The sequence below is a fragment of the Streptomyces sp. Z26 genome, assembly GCF_003665095.1.
Taxonomy (GTDB): domain Bacteria; phylum Actinomycetota; class Actinomycetes; order Streptomycetales; family Streptomycetaceae; genus Streptomyces; species Streptomyces phytohabitans.
The window spans coordinates 4,891,695-4,916,600 of sequence record NZ_RCHV01000002.1; the positions used below are offsets into that span (position 1 = coordinate 4,891,695).

Consider the following 24,906-nt stretch of genomic DNA (forward strand, 5'->3'; position numbering starts at 1 on the left):
GAGATCCCCGGCCCGCCCTTCGCGCGTTCCGCGTCCGCAGCCCACCGTGCGGCGGGCGTGCGGGAGTTACGACTCGCCGCCCAGGTGGTGCACCCGCACCATGTTGGTGCTGCCGGGCACGCCGGGGGGCGAACCGGCGGTGATGATCATCATGTCGCCCGCGTCGTACCGCTTGAGCTTCAGCAGCTCCCCGTCGACCAGGTCGACCATCTCGTCGGTGGTGTTGACGTAGGGCACCACGTACGTCTCGACGCCCCAGCTCAGCGACAGCTGGTTGCGCGTGGGCTCGTCCGAGGTGAAGGCGAGGATCGGCTGGCAGGCGCGGTAGCGGGAGAGGCGCCGGGCCGTGTCGCCGGACTTGGTGAAGGCGATCAGCGTCTTGGCGTTCAGGAAGTCCGCGATCTCGCAGGCGGCACGGGCCACCGAACCACCCTGCGTACGGGGCTTCTTGCCCTGTACGAGCGGCTGGAGGCCGCGGCTCAGCAGCTCCTCCTCGGCGGCCTCGACGATCTTCGACATCGTCTTGACCGTCTCGATCGGGTACTGCCCGACGGACGACTCCGCGGAGAGCATCACCGCGTCGGTGCCGTCCAGGATCGCGTTCGCGACGTCGGACGCCTCGGCGCGCGTGGGACGGGAGTTGGTGATCATCGACTCCATCATCTGGGTCGCCACGATCACCGGCTTGGCGTTCCGGCGGCACAGCTCGATCAGCCGCTTCTGCACCATCGGGACCTTCTCCAGCGGGTACTCCACCGCCAGGTCGCCGCGGGCCACCATCACCCCGTCGAAGGCGAGGACGACCTCCTCCATGTTCGCCACGGCCTGCGGCTTCTCCACCTTGGCGATGACCGGGACGCGCCGTCCGACCCGGTCCATCACGGCGTGCACGTCGCGTACGTCCGCCGCGTCCCGTACGAAGGACAGCGCGACCATGTCGCAGCCCATGTGGAGCGCGAACTCCAGGTCCTCAACGTCCTTCCCGGACAGCGCCGGGACGTTCACGGCCGCGCCGGGCAGGTTGATGCCCTTGTGGTCGGAGATGACGCCGCCCTCGATCACGATGCAGCGCACGCGCGGGCCGTCGACCTCGACGACCTGGAGCGCGACGTTGCCGTCGTTGATGAGGACCGGGTCGCCCTTGGTGACGTCGCCGGGCAGGCCCTTGTACGTGGTGCCGCAGATGGACCGGTCGCCCGCCACGTCCTCCGTGGTGATGACGAACTCCTCGCCGCGCACCAGCTCGACGGGACCCTCGGCGAAGGTCTCCAGGCGGATCTTCGGGCCCTGGAGGTCGGCCAGGACGCCCACCGCGCGGCCCGTCTCCTCGGCGGCCTTGCGGAGCCGGTGGTACCGCTCCTCGTGCTCGGAGTGGGAACCGTGGCTCATGTTGAAGCGGGCCACGTTCATACCGGCCTCGATCAGCGTCTTCAGCTGCTCGAAGGAGTCGACCGCGGGGCCGAGGGTACAGACGATCTTGGAACGGCGCATGGAGCGCATCCTCTCACTTTGTTCAGGAGCGAAACGTATCGTGGGCCGGGCCGACCCGGGTAACCGAGCCCCGGTCACCCCTCGTCGACCAGGGCGAAGGTCTGCCGTGCGATCTCCAGCTCCTCGTCCGTGGGCACCACCGCCACCGCGACGCGCGAGCCCTCCGGCGAGATCAGCCGGGGAACGGCGGCGCGCGCCGCGTTCCGTACGGGGTCCACCTCGATGCCCAGACCCGCCAGTCCGGCCGTCGCGGCCTCCCGTACGGGCGCGGAGTTCTCCCCGACACCGGCCGTGAAGGCGATCGCGTCCACGTGGCCGAGCACGGCGTAGTAGGCGCCGACGTACTTGCGGAGCCGGTGCGCGTACACGTCGAACGCGAGCGCCGCCGCCTCGTCGCCCTCGTCGACCCGGCGGCGGATCTCCCGCATGTCGTTGTCGCCGCACAGGCCGACGAGGCCGCTCCGCTTGTTCAGCAGCGTGTCGATGTCGTCCACCGACATGCCCGCCACCCGCGACAGATGGAGGATCACCGCCGGGTCGACGTCCCCGGAGCGCGTCCCCATCACCAGCCCCTCCAGCGGCGTCAGCCCCATCGACGTCTCCACGCACACCCCGCCCCGTACGGCCGACGCGGACGCGCCGTTGCCCAGGTGCAGCACGATGACGTTCACCTCGGACGGGTCGCGGCCCAGCAGTTCGGCCGTACGCCGTGAGACGTACGCGTGCGACGTGCCGTGGAAGCCGTAGCGGCGTACGCGGTGCTCGTCGGCCGTGGCCACGTCGATCGCGTAGCGGGCGGCGTGCTCCGGCACGGTGGTGTGGAACGCCGTGTCGAAGACGGCGACCTGCGGGAGCCGCGGGTTGAGCGCGCGGGCGGTACGGATGCCGGTGAGGTTCGCCGGGTTGTGCAGCGGGGCGAGGGGCACCAGCCGTTCGATCTCCGCCAGCACGTCGTCGTCGACGCGCGTCGGCTCGGTGAAGCGGCGACCGCCGTGCACCACCCGGTGCCCCACGGCGGCCAGCCGGGGCGAGTCCAGCCCCAGGCCGTCCGCGGTCAGTTCGGTGGCGGCGGCCTCCAGCGCGGCGCCGTGGTCGGCCACGGGCGCCTCACGCGTACGGGCGTCCCCGGCGGCCGGGGTGTGCCGCAGCAGCGAGGAGCGCTCGCCGATCCGCTCCACCAGGCCGGTCGCCAGCCGGGCGCCGTCGGCCATGTCGAGCAGCTGGTACTTCACCGACGACGAGCCGGAGTTGAGCACCAGCACCCGGGTGGGGGCGCTGGCGCGGTCGGAGCCGGTGGCGGTCATGCGGAGGTGTCCCCTTCACGGGTCTGCGGGTCGGTGGCGTGGTCGGCGGACGTGGCGGACGTGGCGGACGTGGTGGTGGCCGCGGTGGTGGCGCGGGCCGGTCCGGTGGGCCGCGGCGGCCTGCGTACGGCGGCCTGCGCCTGGATGGCGGTGATCGCGACGGTGTTCACGATGTCCTGCACGAGCGCGCCCCGCGACAGGTCGTTCACCGGCTTGCGCAGCCCCTGGAGCACCGGTCCGACGGCCACCGCGTGCGCCGAACGCTGCACCGCCTTGTACGTGTTGTTGCCCGTGTTGAGGTCCGGGAAGATCAGCACCGTCGCCTGCCCCGCCACCTCCGACTCCGGCAGCTTCGTCCGCGCGACGGACGGCTCCACCGCCGCGTCGTACTGGATCGGCCCCTCCACCAGCAGGTCCGGGCGCCGCTCCCGGACCAGCGCGGTCGCCTCCCGCACCTTGTCCACGTCCGCGCCCGAACCGGAGCTGCCCGTCGAGTACGACAGCATCGCGATCCGCGGCTCCACCCCGAACTGCGCGGCCGTGGCCGCCGACTGGATCGCGATGTCCGCCAGCTGCTCCGCGTCCGGGTCCGGGTTGACGGCGCAGTCGCCGTACGCCAGCACCTTGTCGGCCAGGCACATGAAGAACACCGACGAGACGACGTCCGCCTCCGGCTTCGTCTTGATCACCTCGAACGCGGGCCGGATCGTCGCCGCCGTCGAGTGCACCGCGCCCGACACCATGCCGTCCGCCAGACCCTCCTGCACCATCAGCGTCCCGAAGTACGACACGTCCGCCACCACGTCGTACGCCAGCTCGTACGAGACCCCGCGGTGCGCCCGCAGCTTCGCGTACAGCTCCGCGAACCGCTCGCGCAGCGGTGACGTCTCCGGGTCCACGATCCGCGCGCACGCCGCCGACGTGTCCGGCACCTCGCCGTCGCCCAACAGGCGCAGGTCGATGCCCAGTTCGGCGGCGCGCTTCCGTACGGCCGTCTCCCCGCCCAGCAGCGTCAGGTCGCACACGTGCCGCCGCAGCAGCACCTCGGCGGCGCGCAGCACCCGTTCCTCGGCACCCTCGGGGAGCACCACGTGGCGGCGGTCGGCGCGCGCCCGCTCGATCAGGTCGTGCTCGAACATCATCGGCGTGACCCGCCCGCTGCGCACCACCGAGATCCGGTCCGTGAGCTGCCCGGTGTCCACGTGCGACTCGAACAGGCCGAGCGCCATCTCCGCCTTGCGCGGCGTCGTCGCCGTCAGCTTCCCCTGGAGCGACAGCAGCTCCGCGGCGGTCGGGAACGAGCCGTCCGACACCGCCAGCAGCGGCGTACCGGGCGCCAGCCGCGCGGCCAGCGCCATCGTCTCGTCGCCCGGCAGCGCGTCCAGCGTCAGCAGCAGACCGGCGATCGGCGGCGAACCGGCCGAGTGCGCCGCCAACGAGCCGACGATCAGGTCCGCCCGGTCGCCGGGCGTCACCACCATGCAGCCCTCCGTCAGCGCGGGCAGGAACTTCGGCAGGTGCGCACCGCCGAACACGAAGTTCCGTACGTCGCGCGACAGCCCGGCGTGGTCACCGAGCAGCACCTCCGCGCCCAGCGTGCTGCGGACCTGCGCCACCGTCGGCGCGGACAGGCTCGGGTTCTCGGGGATGACGTACACCGGCTCCGGCAGGTGGCCCGCGAGCGCGGTGGCGGCGTCGTGGGCGGCGTCCCCCCGTACGCGGTTGGCGATCATGGCGATCACCTCGCAGCCGAGGGAGGCGTACGCGTGGTGGGCGTTGCGCACCTCGGCCACGACGGAGGCGGCGGTCTGGCCGTTGCCGCCGACGACGGTGAGGACGGCGGCGCCGAACTCGTTGGCCATCCGGGCGTTCAGCGCCAGCTCGGCGGGCAGACCGGTGTCGGCGAAGTCCGTGCCGAGGACGAGCACGGCCTCGTACTCGCGGGCCACCGCGTGGAAGCGGTCGACGAGTCGCGACACCAGCTCGTCGGTGCCCTTCTCCGCCTGGAGGTCCGCGGCCTCGTCGTACCGCAGACCGAAGACGCTCCCGGCGGGCTGCGTGAGGCGGTAGCGGGAGCGGAGCAGCTCGTAGATGGGGTCGGGGCCGTCATGGGCGAGTGGCCTGAACAGGCCCACCCGGTCCACCTGGCGCGTCAACAGCTCCATGACGCCCAGTTCGACGACCTGGCGGCCGTCCCCCCGTTCGATGCCGGTCACGTACACGCTGCGGGTCACGCGTGCTCTCCCTCTGGCTCTGGGTCCTCCGGGTCCGTGGTGGGGACCCGTCGCCGCGGTGGCAGGGCCGGTTCCCTCCCTGACGGTACCTGCGGTACGGACGCCGCCGCGCGGCAGGTGTTCGCGTGGTGGACGCCCGGTGCGGGGTGCTTTCCGGACGTGAAACACTCGGACCGGCTCATCGGAAGTCCGAAGCTCCAGAAGCGATCACCACCGATCAGGAGAAGCGAACCTCATGCGCATCGGAGTCCTTACCGCGGGCGGCGACTGCCCCGGCCTGAACGCCGTGATCCGGTCCGTGGTGCACCGCGCCGTAGCCGACCGGGGCGACGAGGTCATCGGCTTCGAAGACGGTTTCAAGGGCCTGCTGGAAGGCCGGTACCGCACCCTCGACATCAACTCCGTCAGCGGCATCCTCGCCCGCGGCGGCACCATCCTCGGCTCCTCCCGGCTGGAGCGCGACCGGCTCCGCGAGGCGTGCGACAACTCCGAGGAACTCATCGAGCGGCTCGCCCTCGACGCCCTCATCCCCATCGGCGGCGAGGGCACCCTCACCGCCGCCCGCATGCTCGCGGACGCGGGCCTGCCGGTCGTCGGCGTGCCGAAGACCATCGACAACGACATCTCGGCCACCGACCGCACCTTCGGCTTCGACACGGCCGTCGGCGTCGCCACCGAGGCCATGGACCGCCTCAAGACCACCGCCGAGTCGCACCAGCGGGTCATGGTCGTCGAGGTCATGGGCCGCCACGCGGGCTGGATCGCCCTGGAGGCGGGCATGGCCGCGGGCGCGCACGCGATCTGCGTCCCCGAACGGAACTTCGAGGTCGACGACCTGACGAAGATGGTCGAGGAGCGCTTCGCGCGCAACAAGCGCTTCGCCCTCATCTGCATCGCCGAGGGCGCCCACCCCGCCGAGGGCTCCATGCCGTACGAGAAGGGCGTCATCGACCAGTACGGCCACGAGCGCTTCGTCGGCATCGGCAACCGCCTCGCCATCGAGCTGGAGCACCGCCTCGGCAAGGAGGCCAAGCCGGTCATCCTCGGCCACGTACAGCGCGGCGGCGTCCCCACCGCGTACGACCGGGTGCTCGCCACCCGCTTCGGCTGGCACGCCGTGGAGGCGGTGCACCGGGGCGAGTTCGGCAACATGACGGCGCTGCGCGGCACGGACATCGTGATGGCGCCGCTCGCGGACGCGGTGGCCCAGCTGAAGCACGTGTCGCAGGACCGGATGGACGAGACCGAGGCCGTCTTCTGACAGGAACGGGTGAACGTGCGCGGGCGCCACGCGACTTGGCCGCCCGCGCCTCGGGTGTGCGCGGAGTCGTCCGCCGACACGGTCGGGGTAGTGGACTATGTGCTGCTCGAGTTGACGACGGAAGACGCGGACACGCGGCAATGGCTCGGGGTTCACACCGCATGAATGAACGAGAATCTGGCACCGGAATTCAGCGCGGATGTCCACCTGATGTGAACGTGGCCGCGGACCTGGTCGGAGAGTTGATCGCGTTCGCGCGGAAGGTGATGGAGGGGGAGAGGTCGGCCTGACCGCAGGGTGACCGCGGCGTGGAGGAGGGGCGGTCGGTGAGCGAACCAGCACGCGGTCCGTACGGGTCGGCGCCCGTCGAAGAACCCGAGCCCTCGGGCGGCCACCGCCCGGTGCTGTTCGTCCTCCCGAAGTTGGCCGTCCGTGAGTGGGAGGCCGTGGCGCGGCTGTTCCGTCCCCGCTTCGTGGGGGTCTCCGGGTGCGTGGTCTGGGAGCAGGTGTACGAGCCCGCGAACTTCCGTTCTTGGTACGAGGAGTTGGCCGGCGACCGTACGTCCATCGAGTGGCTGCTCAACCAGGTGCGGTTGTGGCAGTTCGTCGAGGTGGTGGACGGCGATCCCGAGGAGGAGCGGGCCCTGCGCGTCCTCGCCAGGGCCGTAGCCGTCGGCTGGCGTTCCGCGCTGGAGGCCGACTTCCCCGGCCGTGCGTTCGACGGGGGCGTGGTGGAGACGGAAGACGGGCCCGTGGTGTGCTTCACCGTCCGCAGGACGGCGGAGGGGGACGACGGGTCCCCGCCTGCCGCCCCCGTCAGCCCTTGACGCCGCCGCCCAGGGTGAAACCGCCGCCCATGCGGCGGGAGATGAGGATGTAGAGCAGCAGCACCGGCGTCGAGTAGAGGATGGAGAACGCGGCGAGTTCGCCGTACACGACGACGCCGTAGTTGCCGAAGAACGTGTAGATGCTGACGGACGCCGGGAGTTTCTCCGGGTCGAGGAGCAGCATGAAGGGGACGAAGAAGTTGCCCCACATCATGATGAAGCTGTAGATCGTGACGACGGTGACGCCCGGCCCCATCAGCGGCACGATGACCCGTACGAGTGCCTGGAACCAGCTGGCGCCGTCCGTCCAGGCGGCCTCCTCCAGGACGATCGGGACGCCGTCCATGAAGTTCTTCATCAGCCAGATGGCGAACGGCAGTTGGGACGTGGCGAGGAACAGCGACGTGCCCCACATGGTGTCGATCAGGTTGATCTGTACGAAGAGGCTGTAGATCGGCACCATCACCGCCGTGATCGGCAGGCAGGTGGTGAAGAGGATGCCGAGGAGGTACGGGCGGCCGAAGCGGGAGCGGTAGCGGGAGAGCGGGTACGCGGCGAGGGCCGCGCACACCATGGTCAGCAGGGTGCCGCTGCCGCAGATCAGGAAGCTGTTGAGCATCGGCGTGAACGTGATCTCGTCCGTCCACACGGCGGAGAAGTTCTCCATCGTCGGTGACGACGGCGGGCTGACCTTCAGCTTGGCCTCCGCGTCGAGGGACGCGAACACCAGCCACAGCAGCGGCACCACGAACGCTCCCGCCGCCACCAGCAGCCCCAGGTCCGCGGCGACGCGCTGCCGCCGCTGCCGGGACAGCCGGGGCGGGCGGGACGTACGGGTGGTGGCGGCCGTAGGGGACGGGAGCAGGCCGGTGCGCGCGCCCGTACCGATGGGGCCGGACGTGCCGGACGGGCCGGGTGCGGGAGCCGGGGCGGGAGCGTCGGACATGGCTCAGACCTCCTCGCGCATCAGGCGCAGGTAGACGACCGAGAAGAGGCCGCCGACGACGAGCAGCAGCAGTGCCACGGCGGTGCCGTAGCCGATGAGCGCCTTGTTGAACGCCTGGTCGTACATGAACACCGGCAGCGTCTCGCTCCGGCCTCCCGGGCCGCCGCGGGTCATGGCCCAGATGAGGCCGAAGACCGACAGCGTCTGGAGGGTGTTGAGCATGAGGTTCGTGCCGATGGAGCGGCGGATCATCGGCAGCGTGACGTGGACGAGCCGCTGCCACCCGTTGGCCCCGTCGATCTGCGCGGACTCGGTGACCTCGTCGGGGATCTCGGAGAGCGCGGCGGAGTAGACGAGCATGGAGAACGCCGTGCCGCGCCAGATGTTGGCGAACGACACCGCCAGGATCGGCAGCGTGAACAGCCAGTTCTGGGTGGGCAGATGGAGGAAGTCGAGGACCTCGTTGAGGGTGCCGCGACGGTGGAAGAAGGTGTAGAGGAGGAACCCGGCGACGATCTCCGGGACCACCCAGGCGCAGATGACGATGGCGCCGGTGATCGTCCGTACGGTTTTGCTCGCCCGCTGCATGAGCCCGGCGAGGGCGAGGCCGAGGGTGTTCTGGCCGAGGATCGACGAGATCAGGGTGAACACCAGGGTGAGGACGACGGAGTTGACGAAGTCCTCGTCGCCGAAGGCGCGCGTGAAGTTGTCGAAGCCGACGAACGACGCGGACGCCTGCCCGGTGAGCTGGAGGTCGGTGAAGGCGAGGTAGAAGCAGTAGCCGATGGGGCCGATGAGGAAGAGGAGCAGCAGCACCGTGCCGGGCGCGACCGGCAGCCAGCGCGCGTACCGGCGTACGCCGTCGTACGGGCGCCGGGGGCGCTCCGCCGGTACGTCCGGGCCGGTGGCACCCGGTCCGCCGGAGTCCGGCCCGTCGGCGCCCGGACCGCCGGGCGCCGTGGGGGCCTTGGTGAGGCTCATCGCTCGACCACCTCACCCTCGGTGATGGATCTGACCTGCTCGTCGTACGACCGGGCGCCCTGCTCCGGGCTCGCGTCGCCCGTGGTGACCTTCTCCATGGCGACGGTGATGGCCTCGGAGACGCGCGGGTAGACGGGCAGCGCGGGCCGGTAGTGGGTGACGTCCACGAGGTCGGTGAAGAACTTGGTGCGGGGGATCGCGTTCAGGTACGCCGGGTCGGCGGCGACGTCCTCGCGTACGGCGATCTGCGAGCCGCGGACGCACCACTCGCGGGCGTTCTCGCGCCGCTGGAGCGTCTCGATCATCTTCCACGACAGGTCGTGGTTCCCGGACTTGCGCGGGATCGACCAGGCCCAGCCGCCGGACATGCTGGTGCTGCCCGGTTCCCCGCCATCCTGCGTGGGCATCGGGGCGACGCCCATCGTGTCGTTCCACTCGGGCCAGGGGCTGCCGCCGGTCTTGATCCACTGCTGGTTGATCCAGGAGCCGTCCAGTGCGATGGCCAGCTTCTCCTGCGGCAGGTGGTCGGTCATCACCTGCGTCTGCATGTCGGGGGAGAGGGCGTCGGAGACGTCCGGGCCGAGCTTCTCGGAGAAGACCGTGTCGACGAACTCCAGGCTGTCGCGGAAACCCTTGCTGCCGACGACCCACTTCTTCGACTTCTCGTCGTAGAGCTGGTCCTGCGTGCCGTAGAGCAGCATCTCGAAGCCCTGCATGGCGGCGGCCTCGCCGACGGCCTTGCCGGTGAAGATGTTGAACGGGGTGACGTCCGGGACCTTCTTCTTGATCGTGCGGGCCGCGTCCAGCACGTCGTCCCAGGTCTTCGGGGCCCAGTCGGTGGGCAGTCCGGCCTTCTTGAAGATCTTCTTGTTGAACCAGAGGCCGCGGGTGTCGGTGCCGTCCGGCACCCCGTACGTCTTCCCGTCCTCGGCCAGCCCGGCCCGCTTGGCGTTGTCCTCGAAGCGGTCCCAGTCGTCCCACTTCCCGAGGTACTCGTCGAGGGGCTGGAGGTAGTCGCTCTCGATGTCGGACTGGAGCAGGAAGGTGTCCTCGTAGACCAGGTCGGGCGCGGTGTTCGGGGACCGCATCATGATCTGGATCTTGGTGTAGTAGTCGTTCTGCGGCGCCTGGATCGGGACGAGCTTGACCTTCTTGCCCGGGTTCTCCTCCTCGAACTGCTTCGCGACGAACTCCAGGTAGTCGTCGCGGACCGTGACGTTGTTGTCGATGTCCTTGGGGAAGGCGATCTCGACCGTGTTCGGGTCGTCGTCGGGGCCGATGCTGCAACCGGTGAGCGCGCCCGCGGTGAGGACGGCGCTGAGCGCGAGTGTCAGCGGAGCGGTGGGGCGCACGGGCATGACCTCCTAGGTCCCGGCTGGCGAATCCCGTCTTGGTCGCGGCGCCCGGCACGCACGTCCGCCGCGTTGTCGGAACGTCCACGCAGCCCACTGCGAGGACGTCCCTCCGCCTTGCGGCCGCACGCACCGACCACCGCGACCACCTCCACACCACGGACGACGCCATGCGCCAGACAGGACCTAGGCGCCGTACGGACCTGGGCGGCCCGCCGGTGGTGCGCGTGGGGCGCGGCGGCTGCTGCCCGGCGACCGTACGAGGGGTCCTAATGACAGGTCAATGGAACGGACGGGGTTTCGCGAAGTCCGCTCCGGACCGGGCCCGTACGCGCCGCCGCGCGCGTCGCGTTCCCCGTACGCGCGACGCGGCCGCCGGCCCGCCCCCGTCCTCGGTGGAGGGGGTGGACCGGCGGCCGCGTGGCCGTGCGGGTGCGGGGGCTCAGCCCTGGTAGCCCGCGAGGATCTTGGAGAACTCCCAGGTGCCCTGGTCGATCCCGCTGCACGAGGCGCTGGCCTCGCCGCCGCCCTCGCAGGGCCGGTCGCGGTTCACGGCCCAGAAGCTGACGCGGGCGAGCTTGTGCTCCTTCGCGTAGTCGACCATCTGCTGGAAGTCGGCCGCCGCGATGGACTCGCCCTCGACGTCGGTGACGCCGTTCATCGAGGAGAAGCCGACCTTCTGGTACGCCTCCTCGTCGGAGATCCCGTACGCGCCCTTGACCATGTCCTTCAGCCCGTCGACCGAGGACTTGGTGGCGCCGACCATGTCGGTGGTGCCGTCGCTGTAGTCGAACGGCATGACGGCCCAGGCGGCGTCCAGCCCGGCCTCGGCGCCCTTCTTGATCAGGTCCTCGCCGTTGGCGTTCGGGCCCGCGGGGGTGGTGCCGAAGGTCAGGTAGATCTTCACGTCCGCGTTCTCGCCCTGGACGATCTTGAGCGCGTCGACGGTCCGCTGCCGGACCTCCTCCGACTCGACGGCGGTGGACTCGATGTCGATGTCGATCGACTTCAGCCCGTACGCGTCGATGACCTCCTGGTAGGCGGCGGCCAGTTCTTCGGCGCTGCCGCAGGCCTCCTCCAGCTTGTTGCCGCTCCAGCCGCCGAACGACGGGGTGATGTCGCCGCCCGCCTCCTTGACGGCGTTGATGGTCTGCTCGTCCTGGCCGCCCTTCAGCGGACGCTGGCCGTCCCAGGCGGGCGTACAGCCGCCCTGGGCGAGGATGAACGCCATCGTGAGCTGCTTGTTGCCGGTCTCCTGGAGGAACTGGGCGGCGTCCGGCGGGTTGCCCCAACCCAGGTACAGGTACGGGCCGTTCATGCCGCTGGGCGCGGCGGCCTCGGTCTTCTTCGCGGGGGCGTCGCCAGGCGCGGCCTGGGCGTTGACGGCGAAGGCGCTGGCGGCGGCCACGGCGGTGGCTATGCCGAGGGTGATCCTGCTGCGTGTGGAGAGGTGGCGCACGGTGGCATCCCATCCATGGTGGGGGTCATGGCTGGGCGGCACGCTAGCGGGGTGGCATTGGTCCAGACAAGGGAAAGGTCAGGAAACCTTACTTTCTTGACCGCCCCTTGGCCGGGCCGCAGCGGTGGGTCCCGCGGCGGGTCGTCGACACGAGGTGTCAGTGCGACCAGCGGTAGCAGAACTCCGGGCGGCCCACGTGCCCGTACTGCGGGCGCCGTTCGGCGCGACCCGCGTCGACCAGGTGCTCCAGGTAGCGCCGCGCGGTGATCCGGTTGACGCCGATCACCTCGGCCGCCGCGCTCGCCGTCAGCCCCTCGTCCCCGGCGGCGCGCAGCGCGCCGGTCACCCGCTCCAGCGTCGGTTCGCTCAACCCCTTGGGCATCGTGGCCGGTTGGGGCGCCCGCAGCGCCGACAGCGCCCGGTCCACCTCCGCCTGGCTGCCCGCCTCGCCGCCGCCCGCGCCCGCCGTGCTGCGGAACTCCGCGTACTGCCGCAGCCGGTCGCGCAGCGTCGGGAACGTGAACGGCTTCAGCACGTGCTGCACGACCCCCAGCGACAGCCCCTCCCGTACGACCGCCAGGTCCCGTGCCGACGTCACCGCGAAGACGTCCGTGGTGTGCCCGGCCCCGCGCAACGCCCGCAGCAGGGACAGGCCGTGGCCGTCGGGGAGGTAGAGGTCGAGGAGGATCAGGTCGACCGGCAGCCGGTCGAGCAGACGCCCGGCCTCGGCGCGCGAGTGCGCGATCCCGGCGACCTCGAAGCCGGGGACGCGGGAGACGTAGAGGGCGTGCGCGTCGGCGGCGACCGGGTCGTCCTCGACGACGAGCACCTGCACGGGCACGCCCCCGGGCCCCGCCCCCGCGCCCGTACCGCCGCCCGACCCCGCGCCCGTACCGCCGTCCGCGCTCACCGGGCGCCGCCCGTCGCGCCCGCGCGGTCCGTGCCGCCCGGCGCGGCGCCGCCCCCGTACGGCCGCAGCGGCAGCCGTACGGTGAACTCCGCGCCGCCGTCCGCCGCCTCCCCCAGCGACACCGTGCCGCCGTGCCGGTGCGTGATCTGCTGCACCAGGGCGAGCCCGAGCCCCGAGCCGTGCGGCCCCCGGTCCCCGGGCCGCTTGGTGGACCAGCCGCGCCGGAAGACGTCCTCGGCCGCCTCCGGAGAGATGCCCCGGCCGCTGTCGGCCACGCCGATCACCAACTGCCCGGCCGCCCCCGGCCCGTCACCCGCGCCCGCGCCCGTACGCACCGTCACCGTCACGCGTGGCGCCCGTCCCCGCGTACGGGCCGCGCCGTCCGGTACGGCCGCCGCCCCGGGCTGGGCCGCGGCCTCCACCGCGTTGTCGATGAGGTTCCCGAGGAGCGTCACCAGGTCGCGCGCGGGCAGCTCCGGGGGCACGCTGCCGTCGTCCACGTCGCTGTCCGGGGACAGCACCAGCTCGACGCCCCGCTCGTTGGCCTGCGCCGCCTTGCCCAGCAGCAGCGCGGCCAGCACCGGTTCGGCGACGGCGGCGGTGACCTGGTCGGTGAGGGCCTGGGCCAGTTCCAGCTCCTCGGTGGCGAAGGTGACGGCCTCCTCGTGCCGCCCCAGTTCGATCAGGGAGACCACGGCGTGCAGCCGGTTCGCGGACTCGTGCGCCTGCGAGCGCAGCGCCTCCGCGAAGCCCCGTACGGAGTCCAACTCCCCGGTCAGCGCCTGAAGTTCGGTGTGGTCGCGCAGGGTCACGACGGTGCCGCGCCGCTCGCCGCCGGAGACCGGCGAGATGTTCACGACGACCACCCGTTCCTTCGTGAGGTGCACCTCGTCCACGCGCGGCTCGGCGGAGAGCAGCGCGCCGGTCAGGGGCGCGGGCAGGGCCAGTTCGGCGGGGTTGCGGCCGATCACGTCCGGGTCGGTGACGCCCAGCAGTTCGCGCGCCCCGTCGTTGATGAGGGCGATCCGGCGCTGTCCGTCGAGCATCAGCAACCCCTCCCGTACGGCGTGCAGCGCGGCCTCGTGGTAGTCGTGCATGCGGCTCAGCTCGGCGGCGTTCATGCCGTGGGTGTGGCGGCGGAGCCGGGCGTTCACCACGTACGTGCCGGTGCCGCCCAGCGCCACCGCGATGCCCGCGGCCAGCAGCAGTACGGCGACCTGCCGGCGCACCTGCTCGGTGATCGTATCCACGGCGATGCCCGCGCTCACGAGCCCGACGATGCGGTCGCCGTCGCGTACGGGCGTGACCACCCGTACGGACGGCCCGAGCGTGCCCGTGTACGTCTCGGAGAAGGTGTGCCCCCGCAGCGCGGGTGCGGTGTGGCCGACGAAGGTGCCGCCGATCTCGGCCGGGTTGGGGTGCGTCCAGCGCGTACGCTGCGGACTCATGATCGTGATGAAGGTCACCCCGGTGTCCCGCCGCACCTGTTCCGCGTACGGCTGGAGCGCGCCGCTCGGCTCCGGCGTACGGATCGCCTGCCGTACGGAGGGCGAGTCCGCGACCGCGTGGGCGGTGGCCGTCGCCCGGTGCCGCGCCGACGCCTCGGCCTGGTGCCGGTCCTTCACGTAGACGAAGACCGCGCAGCCCGCCACGAGCACCGCGACCAGCACCACCTGCATGGTGAACAGCTGACCTGCGAGGCTACGGGGGCGGGGTACGCGCATCCGGCCAGTGTGCCTCCGCGAGTGGCCGGAAGTGAATGTGACGTTTCGGGGTCGTTCCGTGCACGTAATGCACGTAACAGTGACCCCCGCCACATGGCGGGTGCATAGTCACCGGAATCCCCGAGCAGCCCGAACCCTCCGAGGAGCCGACGTGTCAGGCCAGTCTCCCCCCGTGGACAAGCGGGACACCCCGAAGAAGCGGGACCGAACCCACTACCTCTACCTCGCGGTCATCGCCGCCGTCGTCGTCGGTGTCACGCTCGGCTTCGTCGCCCCCGGCGTGGCGGTGGAGCTGAAGCCCATCGGTGAGGGGTTCGTCAACCTCATCAAGATGATGATCTCGCCCGTCATCTTCTGCACCATCGTCCTGGGCATCGGCTCCGTACGGAAGGCCGCCAAGGTCGGCGCGGTCGGCGGCCTGGCCCTCGGCTACTTCGTGCTGATGTCCACGGTCGCGCTCGCGCTCGGCCTCGTCGTCGGCAACATCATCGAGCCGGGCCACGGCCTCAACCTCACCAACGAGGTACGGGAGGCGGGCGCCGCCGAGGCGGAGGGCACGCACGAGAGCACCGCCGACTTCCTCCTCGGCATCATCCCCAAGACGATGGTCTCCGCCTTCACCGAGGGCGAGGTGCTCCAGACGCTGCTGGTCGCCCTGCTGGTGGGCTTCGCGCTCCAGGCCATGGGCCGCGCCGGGGAGCCGGTGCTGCGCGGGATCGGGCACATCCAGCGGCTCGTCTTCCGCGTCCTGGGCATGGTCATGTGGGCCGCCCCGGTGGGCGCGTTCGGCGCCATCGCGGCGGTGGTCGGCGAGACGGGCACGGACGCGCTCAAGTCGCTGGCCGTCATCATGATCGGCTTCTACATCACCTGTTTCCTCTTCGTCTTCGTGGTGCTCGGCGTGATCCTGCGACTGGTCGCGGGCATCAACATCTGGCTGCTGCTGAAGTACCTGGGCCGGGAGTTCCTGCTGATCCTGTCCACCTCGTCGTCCGAGTCGGCCCTGCCGCGGCTCATCGCGAAGATGGAGCACCTGGGCGTCAGCAAGCCGGTCGTGGGCATCACGGTGCCCACCGGCTACTCGTTCAACCTGGACGGCACCGCCATCTACCTCACCATGGCCTCGCTGTTCGTGGCCGAGGCGATGGGCGACCCGCTGGCGGTCAGCGAGCAGATCTCGCTGCTGGTCTTCATGGTCATCGCGTCCAAGGGCGCCGCGGGCGTCACCGGCGCCGGACTGGCCACGCTCGCGGGCGGCCTCCAGTCGCACCGGCCCGACCTGGTGGACGGCGTCGGCCTGATCGTCGGCATCGACCGCTTCATGAGCGAGTGCCGCGCGCTGACGAACTTCGCGGGCAACGCCGTCGCCACGGTCCTCGTCGGCACCTGGACGAAGGAGATCGACCGCGAGCAGATGGAGCAGGTCCTCGCCGGGAAGCTCCCGTTCGACGAGGCGACGCTCACCGACGACCACGGCTACGGCGGCGACCCGGAGCCGGACGAGCGGGTGGACGCCGCGGTGGAGCGGCACGCCGATGCGGACCCCGACGCCGACCCGGACACCGACGGCAAGGCCGACCTGACGAAGGAGCAGGCGCCCGCCCGGTGACGGGCGGCGGGCTGCTCGCGGACGCGCGCGGCTGACCACCGCGCGCGGCTGACCACCGCGCACGCGGAAGGGGCGGACCCGAACCGGGTCCGCCCCTTCCGCGTGTCCCGTCCCCGCCGCGGCGCGCGGGCGGGTGGGGGAGTCCGTCAGTCCTCCTGCTCGACCTCGGGCCCCTCGATGTCGTAGCCGATCGGGCTGTGCTTGAGCCAGCTCTTGACGATGTACGTCTTGGCCTCGGCCTCGAACTCGTCGATCATGACCGGCCGGTTCTGCGCGGACTGTCCGGCGAAGGGGGAGTCCTCCTGGTTGACGTACTCCAGGTCGCCCTCACCGGTGTGGGTGATGTGGGTGATGTCGATGTCGGCGAACGCCGCGGGGGCGGCGACGGCGCTGAGGCCGAGGGTGAGACCCGCGACGGCAACCGCACGTGCGAAACGCTTCATGAGTCCATGTCCTTCCACTGATCCGTGACCCGAAAGAGGCGCGCCGTCCTCGCGCTCACGACGGCGGCACCGGAGTCAGGTTTGCGGGCGGCACGGCGCGGCGCGGGGAGCCCCACGCGGCGACACCCGTACCGGTGACGACATTGCGCCGAACGGCCAGTGCCCGTACGGGGGTTCCGGTACGGAAATCACAGTCCGCCGGGCCGTTCCGGGTGCAGCCACACCGTCGCCAGCGGTGGCAGGTCCAGCGCGAGCGACACGTCGTGCCCGTGCGAGGGGACCCGCTCGGGGGTGAGCGTGCCCGCGTTCCGCACGTCGCCGCCGCCGTACGCGAGGGCGTCGGTGTTCAGCGCCTCCCGCCAGCCGGGCACCTCCGCCGGGACGCCCACGCGGTACGCGTGCCGCACGACGGGCGAGAAGTTCGAGACCGCCACCAGCGGGCGGCCCGCCGCGTCGAAGCGCAGGAACGAGAAGACGTTGTCCTCCGCCGCGTCCGCGTCGATCCACCGGAAGCCCCCCGGGTCGGTGTCCCGTTCCCACAGGGCGGGCGTGCGCGCGTACACCGTGTTGAGGTCCCGCACCAGGTCCCGTACGCCCCGGTGGTCGGCCTCCGCGCCGTACGCCGGGTCGAGCAGCCACCAGTCCGGGCCGTGCGCCTCCGACCACTCGGCGCCCTGCGCGAACTCCTGCCCCATGAAGAGGAGTTGCTTGCCGGGGTGGGCCCACATGAAGCCGAGGTACGCGCGGTGGTTGGCCCGGCGCTGCCACCAGTCGCCGGGCATCTTCGACACCAGCGCCCGCTTGCCGTGCACGACCTCGTCGTGCGAGACGGGCAGGACGTAGTTCTCCGACCAGGCGTAGACCATGGAGAACGTCATCTCGCCGTGGTGGTACTTCCGGTGCACCGGGTCCTTGGCCACGTACTCCAGGGAGTCGTGCATCCAGCCCATGTTCCACTTGAAGCCGAAGCCCAGGCCGCCCCGGTCGGTCGGGCGCGTCACGCCGTCCCACGCGGTGGACTCCTCGGCGAGGGTGACGACGCCGGGGCAGCGCCGGTAGAGGGTGGCGTTCATCTCCTGGAGGAAGGCGACGGCGTCCAGGTCCTCCCGGCCGCCGTACGCGTTGGGCGACCACTGGCCGTCCTCGCGCGAGTAGTCCAGGTAGAGCATCGAGGCGACGGCGTCCACGCGGAGGCCGTCGATGTGGAACTCCTCGCACCAGTAGACGGCGTTCGCCACCAGGAAGTTGCGCACCTCGCGTCGCCCGAAGTCGAACTGGAGCGTGCCCCAGTCCGGGTGCTCCGCGCGCCGGGGGTCGGCGTGCTCGTAGAGCGGCTCGCCGTCGAAGCGGGCCAGCGCCCACTCGTCCTTCGGGAAGTGCGCGGGCACCCAGTCCATCAGCACCCCGATGCCCGCCCGGTGCAGCGCGTCGACCAGCGCGCGGAAGTCGTCGGGGGTGCCGAGGCGGGCGGTGGGCGCGTAGAAGCCGGTGACCTGGTAGCCCCAGGAGCCGCCGAACGGGTGCTCCGCGGGCGGCATCAGCTCCACGTGCGTGAAGCCCAGGTCCCGTACGTACGCGGGCAGTTGCTCGGCCAGCTCGCGGTAGCCCAGGCCGTGCCGCCAGGAGGCGAGGTGCAGCTCGTACACCGACATGGGCTCGGTGTGCGGCGTACGGTCCGCCCGCGCGGCCAGCCACTCGGCGTCGCGCCACTCGTAGCGGGACCGTTCCACGACGGACGCCGTCGCGGGCGGGCACTCCGTACGGCGTGCCATCGGGTCGGCGCGCAGGGAGCGGGTGCCGTCGCGGGTGGTGATCTCGTACTTGTAGAGCGCGCCCTCCGCGACCCCCGGCACGAACAGCTCCCACACGCCGCTGGAACCCAGCGAGCGCATCGGGAAGGCCGTACCGTCCCAGCAGTTGAAGTCACCGGCGACGCGCACGCCCCGCGCGTTCGGCGCCCACACCGCGAAGCGGGTGCCCGCGACCCCGGCGTGCGTCAGGACGCGCGCGCCGAGCGCGTGCCACAGCTGCTCGTGCCGCCCCTCCGCCAGCAGGTGCAGGTCCAGGTCGCCGAGGGCGGGCAGGAAGCGGTACGGGTCGGGGACGCGCAGCTCGTCGGTGCCGGGCTCCTCGCCGTAGCGCACGAGGAGTTCGTACGCCGGGACCTCCAGCAGCGGCAGCACCCCCGCGAAGAACCCGCCGCCCTCCGCGTGCAGCTCCGCGCGCAACCCCTGCGCCTCCGCGAGGACCGTCACGGCACGGGCGTACGGGCGCAGCACCCGTACGGCCACCCCGCCGCGCACCGGGTGCGCGCCGAGCAGGGCGTGCGGGTCGTGGTGCGCCCCGGCGAGCAGCCGCTCCCGGTCGGCGTCGGGCAGCGGGTCCGCGACGCGGACGCCGCGGCTGCCGCCGTGCGGCTCCGCGAGGGGCGCGGCGGGCGGCGTCGAGGGGGTGGGCGGCGTCGGCGGGACGGTGGGGACGGGCGGGGCGTGGCGTACGGCGGTCGCGGTCGGTTCGGCGGTGTCGGTGCGGGGGATCACGGGGGGCCTCCGGGGGAGAACGGGGTCGGGACGGGTGGGGGGCGTCGGGGACGGGTGGGAACGGTCGCGGGGCGTGCGGGAGCGACGCGGGCGTACGGGGTGCGGGCGTACGGTCGGGGCGCGCGCCGGGGTCAGTCGCCCGCCGCGGCGAGGCGGCGTACGGCGGACAGCGGGATGGGCAGCCAGGCGGGCCGGTGCCGCGCCTCGTACAGCACCTCGTAGACCGCCTTGTCCGTCTCGAAGGCGCGCAGCAGCCGCGCGTCGTCGCGCGGGTCGGTACCGGCGACGTCGGCGTAACCGGCGCAGTACGCGGCCCGGTTGGCGGCGGCCCAGTCCCGCGTCCAGCGCTCGCCGGTGCCCTGCTGGCAGGCCGCGTAGTCGAAGGAGCGCAGCATCCCCGCGACGTCCCGTACGACGGGCTGCGGCAGGCGGCGTTCGTGCAGCGGGCGGGCGGGCTCGCCCTCGAAGTCGATCAGCGTCCACTCGTCGCCGCCCGCCCCGCACAGCGCCTGCCCCAGGTGCAGGTCGCCGTGCACGCGCTGGACGCGCCGCGCCTGCCCGAGGCGGGCCAGCCCGGCGACTGCGGCGAACGCGTTCCGCAGCCCCGGCCGGTACGGGCGCAGCGCCGGTACGGCCCGCGCCGCCACCTCCAGCCGGGCGGCCATCCCGGCGGCCAGCCGCTCCAGTTCGGGGCCGCGCAGCGGCGCGGTCGGCAGCGTGTCCGCGAGCGTGGCGTGCACCTCGGCGGTCGCCCGGCCCAGGCCGCGGGCGGCGGCGGTGAAGTCCCGCCGCCCGGCCAGCGCCCGCTGCGCGAGCTGCCAGCCGTCGCCGCTGCCCGGCAGGTACGGCTGGAGCACCCCGAGGGTCAGCCCGGGGCCCTCGGCCGCGGGCCCGTCCGGCGCGTCCCCGTCCGGCCCGGCCGCCGCCTCGAACCAGGCCGTCGGCGCCGGTACGCGGGCGCAGCCGCCGCGCGCCAGCGCCAGGGGCAGCTCCAGGTCCGGGTTGAGGCCCGGGTCGACCCGGCGGAACAGCTTGAGGATGTACGCGCTCCCGTACACCACCGAGGAGTTGGACTGCTCGGCGTCGAGGACGCGCGGGCGCAGCCCGGACGGTACGGCGGCGGCGCCGGGCGCGGTGACGAAGCGGAGCGGGCCGAGACGGCCGGGGGAGCGCAGCCGTTCCAGCAGCAGGCCGGTGAGCCGCGGGTCGTGCAGCGCGTCGTACAGCGCGCGACCGCGCAGCGGCCCGTCGGTGGGGGTGCCGAGGGAGGCGGGCGCGAACTCGGGCGGGAGCACGGGCCGTACGCCGACCAGCAGTTGGTAGCAGTCCGCGTCGGGTGAGCCGTCCGTGCCCGACCCCGTTCCCGTGCCGTCGCCGGGCTCGTGGGGCGGCGCGGGCTGCCGGGCGCGTACGAGGAGGTGCAGCAGCCCGGGGGTGGCGCCCGCGTCCGAACCGGCGTGCGCGCACGGCAGCAGCTCCGTGGCGGACACCAGCGAGAAGCCGCTGATCGGCCGCCCCTTCCCGGCGAACCACCGCTGCCGCGGCAGCCACTCCGTCAGCAGCGGCGCGAGCGACCGGAGGAGTCCTCCGGCGGCGCGCTGCCCGGGGGCGGGGCGACCGGCAGCGGTCACCGTCAGGGGCAAGGAGCTTTCCGACATGGCGTCCTTTCCCCGGGCACACGAGAGGTAGGCGAAAGTGTCCCGGTTTGCGGCATGGGCTTCCCGGCGGTGCGGGACGTGTCGAGGTGATTCCGTCGGGCGGGCCAACGTGGTTGAAGGTTTCTGCGCGCCGTACGCCGCGTCCGTCGGCACCACGGCCCCCGTCCCGGGGCCCGGGAGTACGCGCCGCGGTCCCGCGGTGCCGTCGTGGCCCGGCCGTCGTCCGGTCCCGGCCCGCGCCGTACGCCGTACGCGCCCCGCCGCGGCGGACGGGACCCGTGCCCCGCACCGCCCCGGCGGGGCCGACGCCGGGAAGCGTCCTCGCGGCGGCTTCCCGGCGTCATGTCACGGCTGGCGCGTCGGCCGCGCCGGGGGCCCGGACGGAGCCTCGGGCGCGGGCTGCTCCGCCCCCGCCTCCGCCCGTGGCGCGGGGCCGCGCCGCAGCCGGAACCAGTAGAAGCCGTGGCCCGCCAGCGTCAGCAGGTACGGCAGCTCCCCGATGGCCGGGAAGGAGACGCCGCCGATCAGCTCGACCGGCACCCGCCCCTCGTACGCCCGCAGGTCCAGCTCGGTGGGCTGCGGGAAGCGCGAGAAGTTGTTCACGCACACGACCAGGTCGTCGCCGCCCTCGCCGGGCAGCGGCGCCTCCCGCAGGAAGGCGAGCACCGCCGGGTTGGACGACGGCAGTTCGGTGTACGTGCCCAGCCCGAACGCCGGGTTCTGCTTCCGGATCTCGATCATCCGGCGCGTCCAGTGCAGCAGCGACGACGGCGAACTCATCGCCGCCTCCACGTTCGTGACCTGGTAGCCGTAGACCGGGTCCATGATCGCGGGGAGCGTCAGCCGTCCCGGGTCGCTGGAGGAGAAGCCCGCGTTCCGGTCCGGCGTCCACTGCATCGGGGTGCGTACCGCGTCGCGGTCACCGAGCCAGATGTTGTCGCCCATGCCGATCTCGTCGCCGTAGTAGAGGATCGGCGAGCCGGGCAGGGACAGCAGCAGGGCCGTGAACAGCTCGATCTGGTTCCGGTCGTTGTCGAGGAGCGGGGCGAGCCGCCGCCGGATGCCGATGTTGGCCCGCATCCGCGGGTCCTTGGCGTACTCGGCGTACATGTAGTCGCGTTCCTCGTCGGTCACCATCTCCAGGGTGAGCTCGTCGTGGTTGCGCAGGAAGATGCCCCACTGGCAGCGCTCGGGGATGGCCGGCGTCTTGGCCAGGACCTCCGACACCGGGTAGCGCGACTCGCGCCGCACGGCCATGAAGATGCGCGGCATCACCGGGAAGTGGAACGCCATGTGGCACTCGTCGCCGCCCTCGGCGTAGTCGCCGAAGTAGTCGACGACGTCCTCCGGCCACTGGTTGGCCTCGGCCAGCAGGACGGTGTCCGGGTAGTGCGCGTCGATCTCGGCGCGTACGCGCTTCAGGAACGCGTGCGAGGCGGGCAGGTTCTCGCAGTTGGTGCCCTCCTCCGCGTAGAGGTACGGCACCGCGTCCAGCCGGAAGCCGTCGATCCCCAGGTCCAGCCAGAACTTCAGCGCCGAGATCATCTCGTCCTGGACGACCGGGTTCTCGTAGTTGAGGTCCGGCTGGTGCGAGAAGAACCGGTGCCAGTAGTACTGCTTGCGGACCGGGTCGAACGTCCAGTTGGACGTCTCGGTGTCCACGAAGATGATGCGGGCGTCCGCGTACTGCTTGTCGTCGTCGGCCCAGACGTAGTAGTCGCCGTACGGGCCGTCCGGGTTCGCCCGGGACTCCTGGAACCACGGGTGCTGGTCGCTGGTGTGGTTCATCACCATGTCGATGATGACCCGCATGCCCCGCTTGTGCGCGGAGTCCACGAACTCCACGAAGTCGGCCAGGTCACCGAACTCCGGCAGCACCGCCGTGTAGTCCGCTACGTCGTAACCACCGTCACGCAGCGGGGACTTGAAGAACGGCGGCAGCCACAGGCAGTCGACACCCAGCCATTGCAGGTAGTCGAGCCTGGAGGTGAGGCCCTTCAGGTCCCCGATGCCGTCGCCGTCGCTGTCCTGGAAGGAACGGACGAGGACCTCGTAGAAGACCGCGCGTTTGAACCAGTCGGGATCGCGGTCCTTGGCCGGGGTGTCCTCGAACGTGTCGGGGACGGGCTCGTTGACGATCATGGATTGGGTGACCCTCCATTCGATGGGGACGGTCGCAGCGAGAACACGTGCGCGGGCGCGGGCGCGCGGCCCGGCTCCAGACGTACGTAGTTCTCGGTGCCCCAGTGATAGGACTCAGCGGTGAGCAGGTCGCTCACCTCGATCGGCGTGGCCCCTCTCACCTGCGACGGAGTGAGGTCGAGCGCCGTCGTGTCCAACGACACCGTCGCTTCGTGGGTGTGGTGCGGATCAAGGTTGATCACGACCAGAACGGTGTCGTCAGCCGGGTCCGCGCTCCGGCGCGAGTACGCGATCACGTGCTCGTTGTCGGTGGCGTGGAAGTGCGTGCCGCGCAGCCGCCGCAGGGCGGGGTGGCGGCGGCGGAGGGAGTTCAACGTGCCGAGGAGCGGGGCGAGCGAGGTCCCGTCGCGCTCGGCGGCGGCCCAGTCGCGCGGCCGCAGCTGGAACTTCTCCGAGTCCAGGTACTCCTCGCTGCCCTCCCGTACGGGCGTCGCCTCGCACAGCTCGTACCCCGCGTACACGCCCCACGTCGGGGAGAGCGTCGCGGCGAGCACGGCCCGTACGGCGAAGGCGGGACGGCCGCCCTCCTGGAGGTAGCGGTGCAGGATGTCGGGCGTGTTCACGAAGAAGTTCGGGCGCATGTACGCGGCGGCCTCGCCGGTCAGTTCCCGCACGTAATCGGTCAGTTCCCGCTTGCCGGTGCGCCAGGTGAAGTACGTGTACGACTGCTGGAAGCCGATCTTCGCCAGGGTGTGCACCATCGCGGGCCGCGTGAACGCCTCCGCCAGGAAGATCACGTCCGGATCGGTGCGGTTGATGTCCGCGAGCACCTTCTCCCAGAACACCACCGGCTTCGTGTGCGGGTTGTCGACCCGGAAGATCCGCACCCCGCGGTCCATCCAGAAACGCAGCACGCGCAGCGTCTCCCGGACGATGCCGCGGAAGTCCTCGTCGAACGCGACCGGGTAGATGTCCTGGTACTTCTTCGGCGGGTTCTCGGCGTACGCGATCGTGCCGTCCGCCCGCGTACGGAACCACTCCGGGTGCTCCTTCACCCACGGGTGGTCCGGCGAGCACTGGAGCGCGAAGTCCAACGCCACCTCGACGCCCAGTTCCCGCGCGGTCGCCACGAAGTGGTCGAAGTCCTCGAACGTGCCCAGGTCCGGGTGGAGCGCGTCGTGCCCGCCGAGCGCCGAACCGATCGCCCACGGCGAACCCACGTCGTACGGGCCCGCCGTGAGCCCGTTGTTGGGGCCCTTGCGGAACGACTCGCCGATGGGGTGCACCGGCGGCAGGTACACCACGTCGAAGCCCATCGCGGCGAGCGCGGGCAGCCGTTCGGCGGCGGTGCGCAGGGAGCCGGACACGGGGGCCGCGTCCCGGCGCAGCTCGGCGCCCTCCGAGCGCGGGAACATCTCGTACCAGGAACCGAACAGCGCCCGCTCCCGCTCCACCTGGAGCGTCAACGCCAGCGAGGACGACAGGAGTTCACGCAGCGGGTAGCGCGCCAGCACCTCCGCCACCTCCGGCGCCAGCGCGGCGGCCAGACGCCCGGCGGGCGGCAGCGAGGCGTCGCGCAGCGCGCCCGCGGCGGCCAGTACGACGGAGCGGCCGTCGACCTTGGGCACCCCGGCGGCGGCGCGCTCGTGCAGGACGGCGCCCTCCAGCAGGGTCAGTTCGGTGTCGACGTTCGCCGGGACCTTGACGCCCGCGTGCCGCCGCCAGGTGGCGACGGGGTCGCTCCACGCCTCCACCGTGTACGTCCAGCGGCCCTCGCAGTCGGGCGTCACGTCCGCGCCCCAACGGTCGGAACCGGGCGCCAACTCCCGCATCGGCGTCCACGGACCGGACCGCCCGTTGGGGTCGCGGAGGACGACGTTGGCGCCGACCGCCTCGTGCCCCTCGCGGAAGACGGTGGCGGACACCTGCAACGTCTCACCGACCACCGCCTTCGCCGCGCGCCGACCACAGTCGACGAGCGGTTGGACGTCCAAAACGGGGATGCGACCGATCATGGGCTCACCT

Annotated in this window: 17 protein-coding genes; 3 read left to right on the forward strand and 14 right to left on the reverse strand. The window is 72.0% G+C overall.

The window, feature by feature from the left end:
* Positions 1-66: 66 nt before the first annotated feature.
* From pyk to pta, 3 genes are all read right to left on the reverse strand, one after another.
* On the reverse strand, positions 67-1,491 hold the full coding sequence (gene pyk, locus D7M15_RS21395; protein ID WP_121521165.1) for a pyruvate kinase: 1,425 nt from the start codon (positions 1,489-1,491) through the stop codon (positions 67-69).
* 74 nt (positions 1,492-1,565) lie between these two features.
* Positions 1,566-2,795: an acetate kinase gene (locus tag D7M15_RS21400; RefSeq protein WP_121518981.1), complete on the reverse strand. Its 1,230-nt coding sequence runs from the start codon at positions 2,793-2,795 to the stop codon at positions 1,566-1,568.
* A complete protein-coding gene (gene pta, locus D7M15_RS21405; protein WP_121518982.1) occupies positions 2,792-5,029 on the reverse strand; it encodes a phosphate acetyltransferase in 2,238 nt (745 codons plus the stop codon). The genes D7M15_RS21400 and pta overlap by 4 nt, the downstream gene beginning before the upstream one ends.
* 235 nt (positions 5,030-5,264) lie before the next feature.
* Between pta and D7M15_RS21410 the strand changes: the two genes are divergently transcribed.
* Both D7M15_RS21410 and D7M15_RS21415 read left to right on the forward strand, forming a co-directional pair.
* Positions 5,265-6,290: a 6-phosphofructokinase gene (locus D7M15_RS21410; RefSeq protein WP_121518983.1), complete on the forward strand. Its 1,026-nt coding sequence runs from the start codon at positions 5,265-5,267 to the stop codon at positions 6,288-6,290.
* A gap of 326 nt (positions 6,291-6,616) precedes the next feature.
* Positions 6,617-7,117 carry a hypothetical protein gene (locus D7M15_RS21415; protein WP_240649405.1) on the forward strand — a complete coding sequence of 167 codons (501 nt, stop codon included), beginning with the start codon at positions 6,617-6,619 and terminating at the stop codon, positions 7,115-7,117.
* On the opposite strand, the gene D7M15_RS21420 is transcribed toward D7M15_RS21415, so the two are convergent.
* The 6 genes from D7M15_RS21420 to D7M15_RS21445 all read right to left on the reverse strand — a co-directional run bounded on the left by D7M15_RS21420 (position 7,107) and on the right by D7M15_RS21445 (position 14,489).
* Entirely contained in the window at positions 7,107-8,063 is a 957-nt protein-coding gene (locus tag D7M15_RS21420; RefSeq protein WP_121518984.1) for a carbohydrate ABC transporter permease, read from the reverse strand. The two genes, D7M15_RS21415 and D7M15_RS21420, sit on opposite strands and share 11 nt — an antisense overlap.
* A gap of 3 nt (positions 8,064-8,066) precedes the next feature.
* The gene (locus D7M15_RS21425; protein ID WP_121518985.1) at positions 8,067-9,044 is read right to left on the reverse strand and encodes a sugar ABC transporter permease; all 978 of its coding nucleotides are present in this window, start codon (positions 9,042-9,044) and stop codon (positions 8,067-8,069) included.
* A complete protein-coding gene (locus D7M15_RS21430) occupies positions 9,041-10,396 on the reverse strand; it encodes an extracellular solute-binding protein (RefSeq protein WP_121521169.1) in 1,356 nt (451 codons plus the stop codon). The genes D7M15_RS21425 and D7M15_RS21430 overlap by 4 nt, the downstream gene beginning before the upstream one ends.
* Positions 10,397-10,838: 442 nt before the next feature.
* A complete protein-coding gene (locus D7M15_RS21435) occupies positions 10,839-11,855 on the reverse strand; it encodes a chitinase (RefSeq protein WP_121518986.1) in 1,017 nt (338 codons plus the stop codon).
* A gap of 157 nt (positions 11,856-12,012) precedes the next feature.
* On the reverse strand, positions 12,013-12,696 hold the full coding sequence (locus D7M15_RS21440; protein ID WP_121521171.1) for a response regulator: 684 nt from the start codon (positions 12,694-12,696) through the stop codon (positions 12,013-12,015).
* Positions 12,697-12,761: 65 nt separating this feature from the next.
* Positions 12,762-14,489, reverse strand: coding sequence for a sensor histidine kinase (locus tag D7M15_RS21445; RefSeq protein ID WP_121518987.1), 1,728 nt, complete (start codon positions 14,487-14,489; stop codon positions 12,762-12,764).
* Between the two features lie 172 nt (positions 14,490-14,661).
* On the opposite strand from D7M15_RS21445, the gene D7M15_RS21450 reads away from it, so the two are divergent.
* Positions 14,662-16,098 carry a cation:dicarboxylase symporter family transporter gene (locus D7M15_RS21450; RefSeq protein ID WP_240649406.1) on the forward strand — a complete coding sequence of 479 codons (1,437 nt, stop codon included), beginning with the start codon at positions 14,662-14,664 and terminating at the stop codon, positions 16,096-16,098.
* A 146-nt stretch (positions 16,099-16,244) separates the two neighbouring features.
* Here D7M15_RS21450 and D7M15_RS21455 read toward each other — a convergent pair whose 3' ends face one another.
* The 5 genes from D7M15_RS21455 to D7M15_RS21475 all read right to left on the reverse strand — a co-directional run bounded on the left by D7M15_RS21455 (position 16,245) and on the right by D7M15_RS21475 (position 24,896).
* Positions 16,245-16,541: a hypothetical protein gene (locus D7M15_RS21455; RefSeq protein ID WP_121518989.1), complete on the reverse strand. Its 297-nt coding sequence runs from the start codon at positions 16,539-16,541 to the stop codon at positions 16,245-16,247.
* Positions 16,542-16,729: 188 nt separating this feature from the next.
* Positions 16,730-18,919, reverse strand: coding sequence for a 1,4-alpha-glucan branching enzyme (glgB, locus tag D7M15_RS21460; protein ID WP_240649706.1), 2,190 nt, complete (start codon positions 18,917-18,919; stop codon positions 16,730-16,732).
* A 293-nt stretch (positions 18,920-19,212) separates the two neighbouring features.
* Complete coding sequence (locus D7M15_RS29185) at positions 19,213-20,739, reverse strand: maltokinase (protein ID WP_121518990.1); 1,527 nt, start codon at positions 20,737-20,739, stop codon at positions 19,213-19,215.
* Positions 20,740-21,084: 345 nt separating this feature from the next.
* Positions 21,085-22,881: a maltose alpha-D-glucosyltransferase gene (gene treS / locus D7M15_RS21470; protein ID WP_240649407.1), complete on the reverse strand. Its 1,797-nt coding sequence runs from the start codon at positions 22,879-22,881 to the stop codon at positions 21,085-21,087.
* Positions 22,878-24,896: an alpha-1,4-glucan--maltose-1-phosphate maltosyltransferase gene (locus D7M15_RS21475; protein ID WP_121518991.1), complete on the reverse strand. Its 2,019-nt coding sequence runs from the start codon at positions 24,894-24,896 to the stop codon at positions 22,878-22,880. Before D7M15_RS21475 ends, treS begins: the two co-directional genes overlap by 4 nt.
* Between the last annotated feature and the right edge of the window lie 10 nt (positions 24,897-24,906).

What these genes read in the sequence shown, in the direction of transcription:
- D7M15_RS21400 (WP_121518981.1), bottom strand. Translation starts at nt 2,795, where the DNA reads ATGACCGCCACCGGCTCCGACCGCGCCAGCGCCCCCACCCGGGTGCTG.
- D7M15_RS21445 (WP_121518987.1), bottom strand. Translation starts at nt 14,489, where the DNA reads ATGCGCGTACCCCGCCCCCGTAGCCTCGCAGGTCAGCTGTTCACCATG.
- D7M15_RS21420 (WP_121518984.1), bottom strand. Translation starts at nt 8,063, where the DNA reads ATGTCCGACGCTCCCGCCCCGGCTCCCGCACCCGGCCCGTCCGGCACG.
- D7M15_RS21425 (WP_121518985.1), bottom strand. Translation starts at nt 9,044, where the DNA reads ATGAGCCTCACCAAGGCCCCCACGGCGCCCGGCGGTCCGGGCGCCGAC.
- pyk (WP_121521165.1), bottom strand. Translation starts at nt 1,491, where the DNA reads ATGCGCCGTTCCAAGATCGTCTGTACCCTCGGCCCCGCGGTCGACTCC.
- D7M15_RS21475 (WP_121518991.1), bottom strand. Translation starts at nt 24,896, where the DNA reads ATGATCGGTCGCATCCCCGTTTTGGACGTCCAACCGCTCGTCGACTGT.
- D7M15_RS21410 (WP_121518983.1), top strand. Translation starts at nt 5,265, where the DNA reads ATGCGCATCGGAGTCCTTACCGCGGGCGGCGACTGCCCCGGCCTGAAC.
- treS (WP_240649407.1), bottom strand. Translation starts at nt 22,881, where the DNA reads ATGATCGTCAACGAGCCCGTCCCCGACACGTTCGAGGACACCCCGGCC.
- D7M15_RS29185 (WP_121518990.1), bottom strand. Translation starts at nt 20,739, where the DNA reads ATGTCGGAAAGCTCCTTGCCCCTGACGGTGACCGCTGCCGGTCGCCCC.
- D7M15_RS21455 (WP_121518989.1), bottom strand. Translation starts at nt 16,541, where the DNA reads ATGAAGCGTTTCGCACGTGCGGTTGCCGTCGCGGGTCTCACCCTCGGC.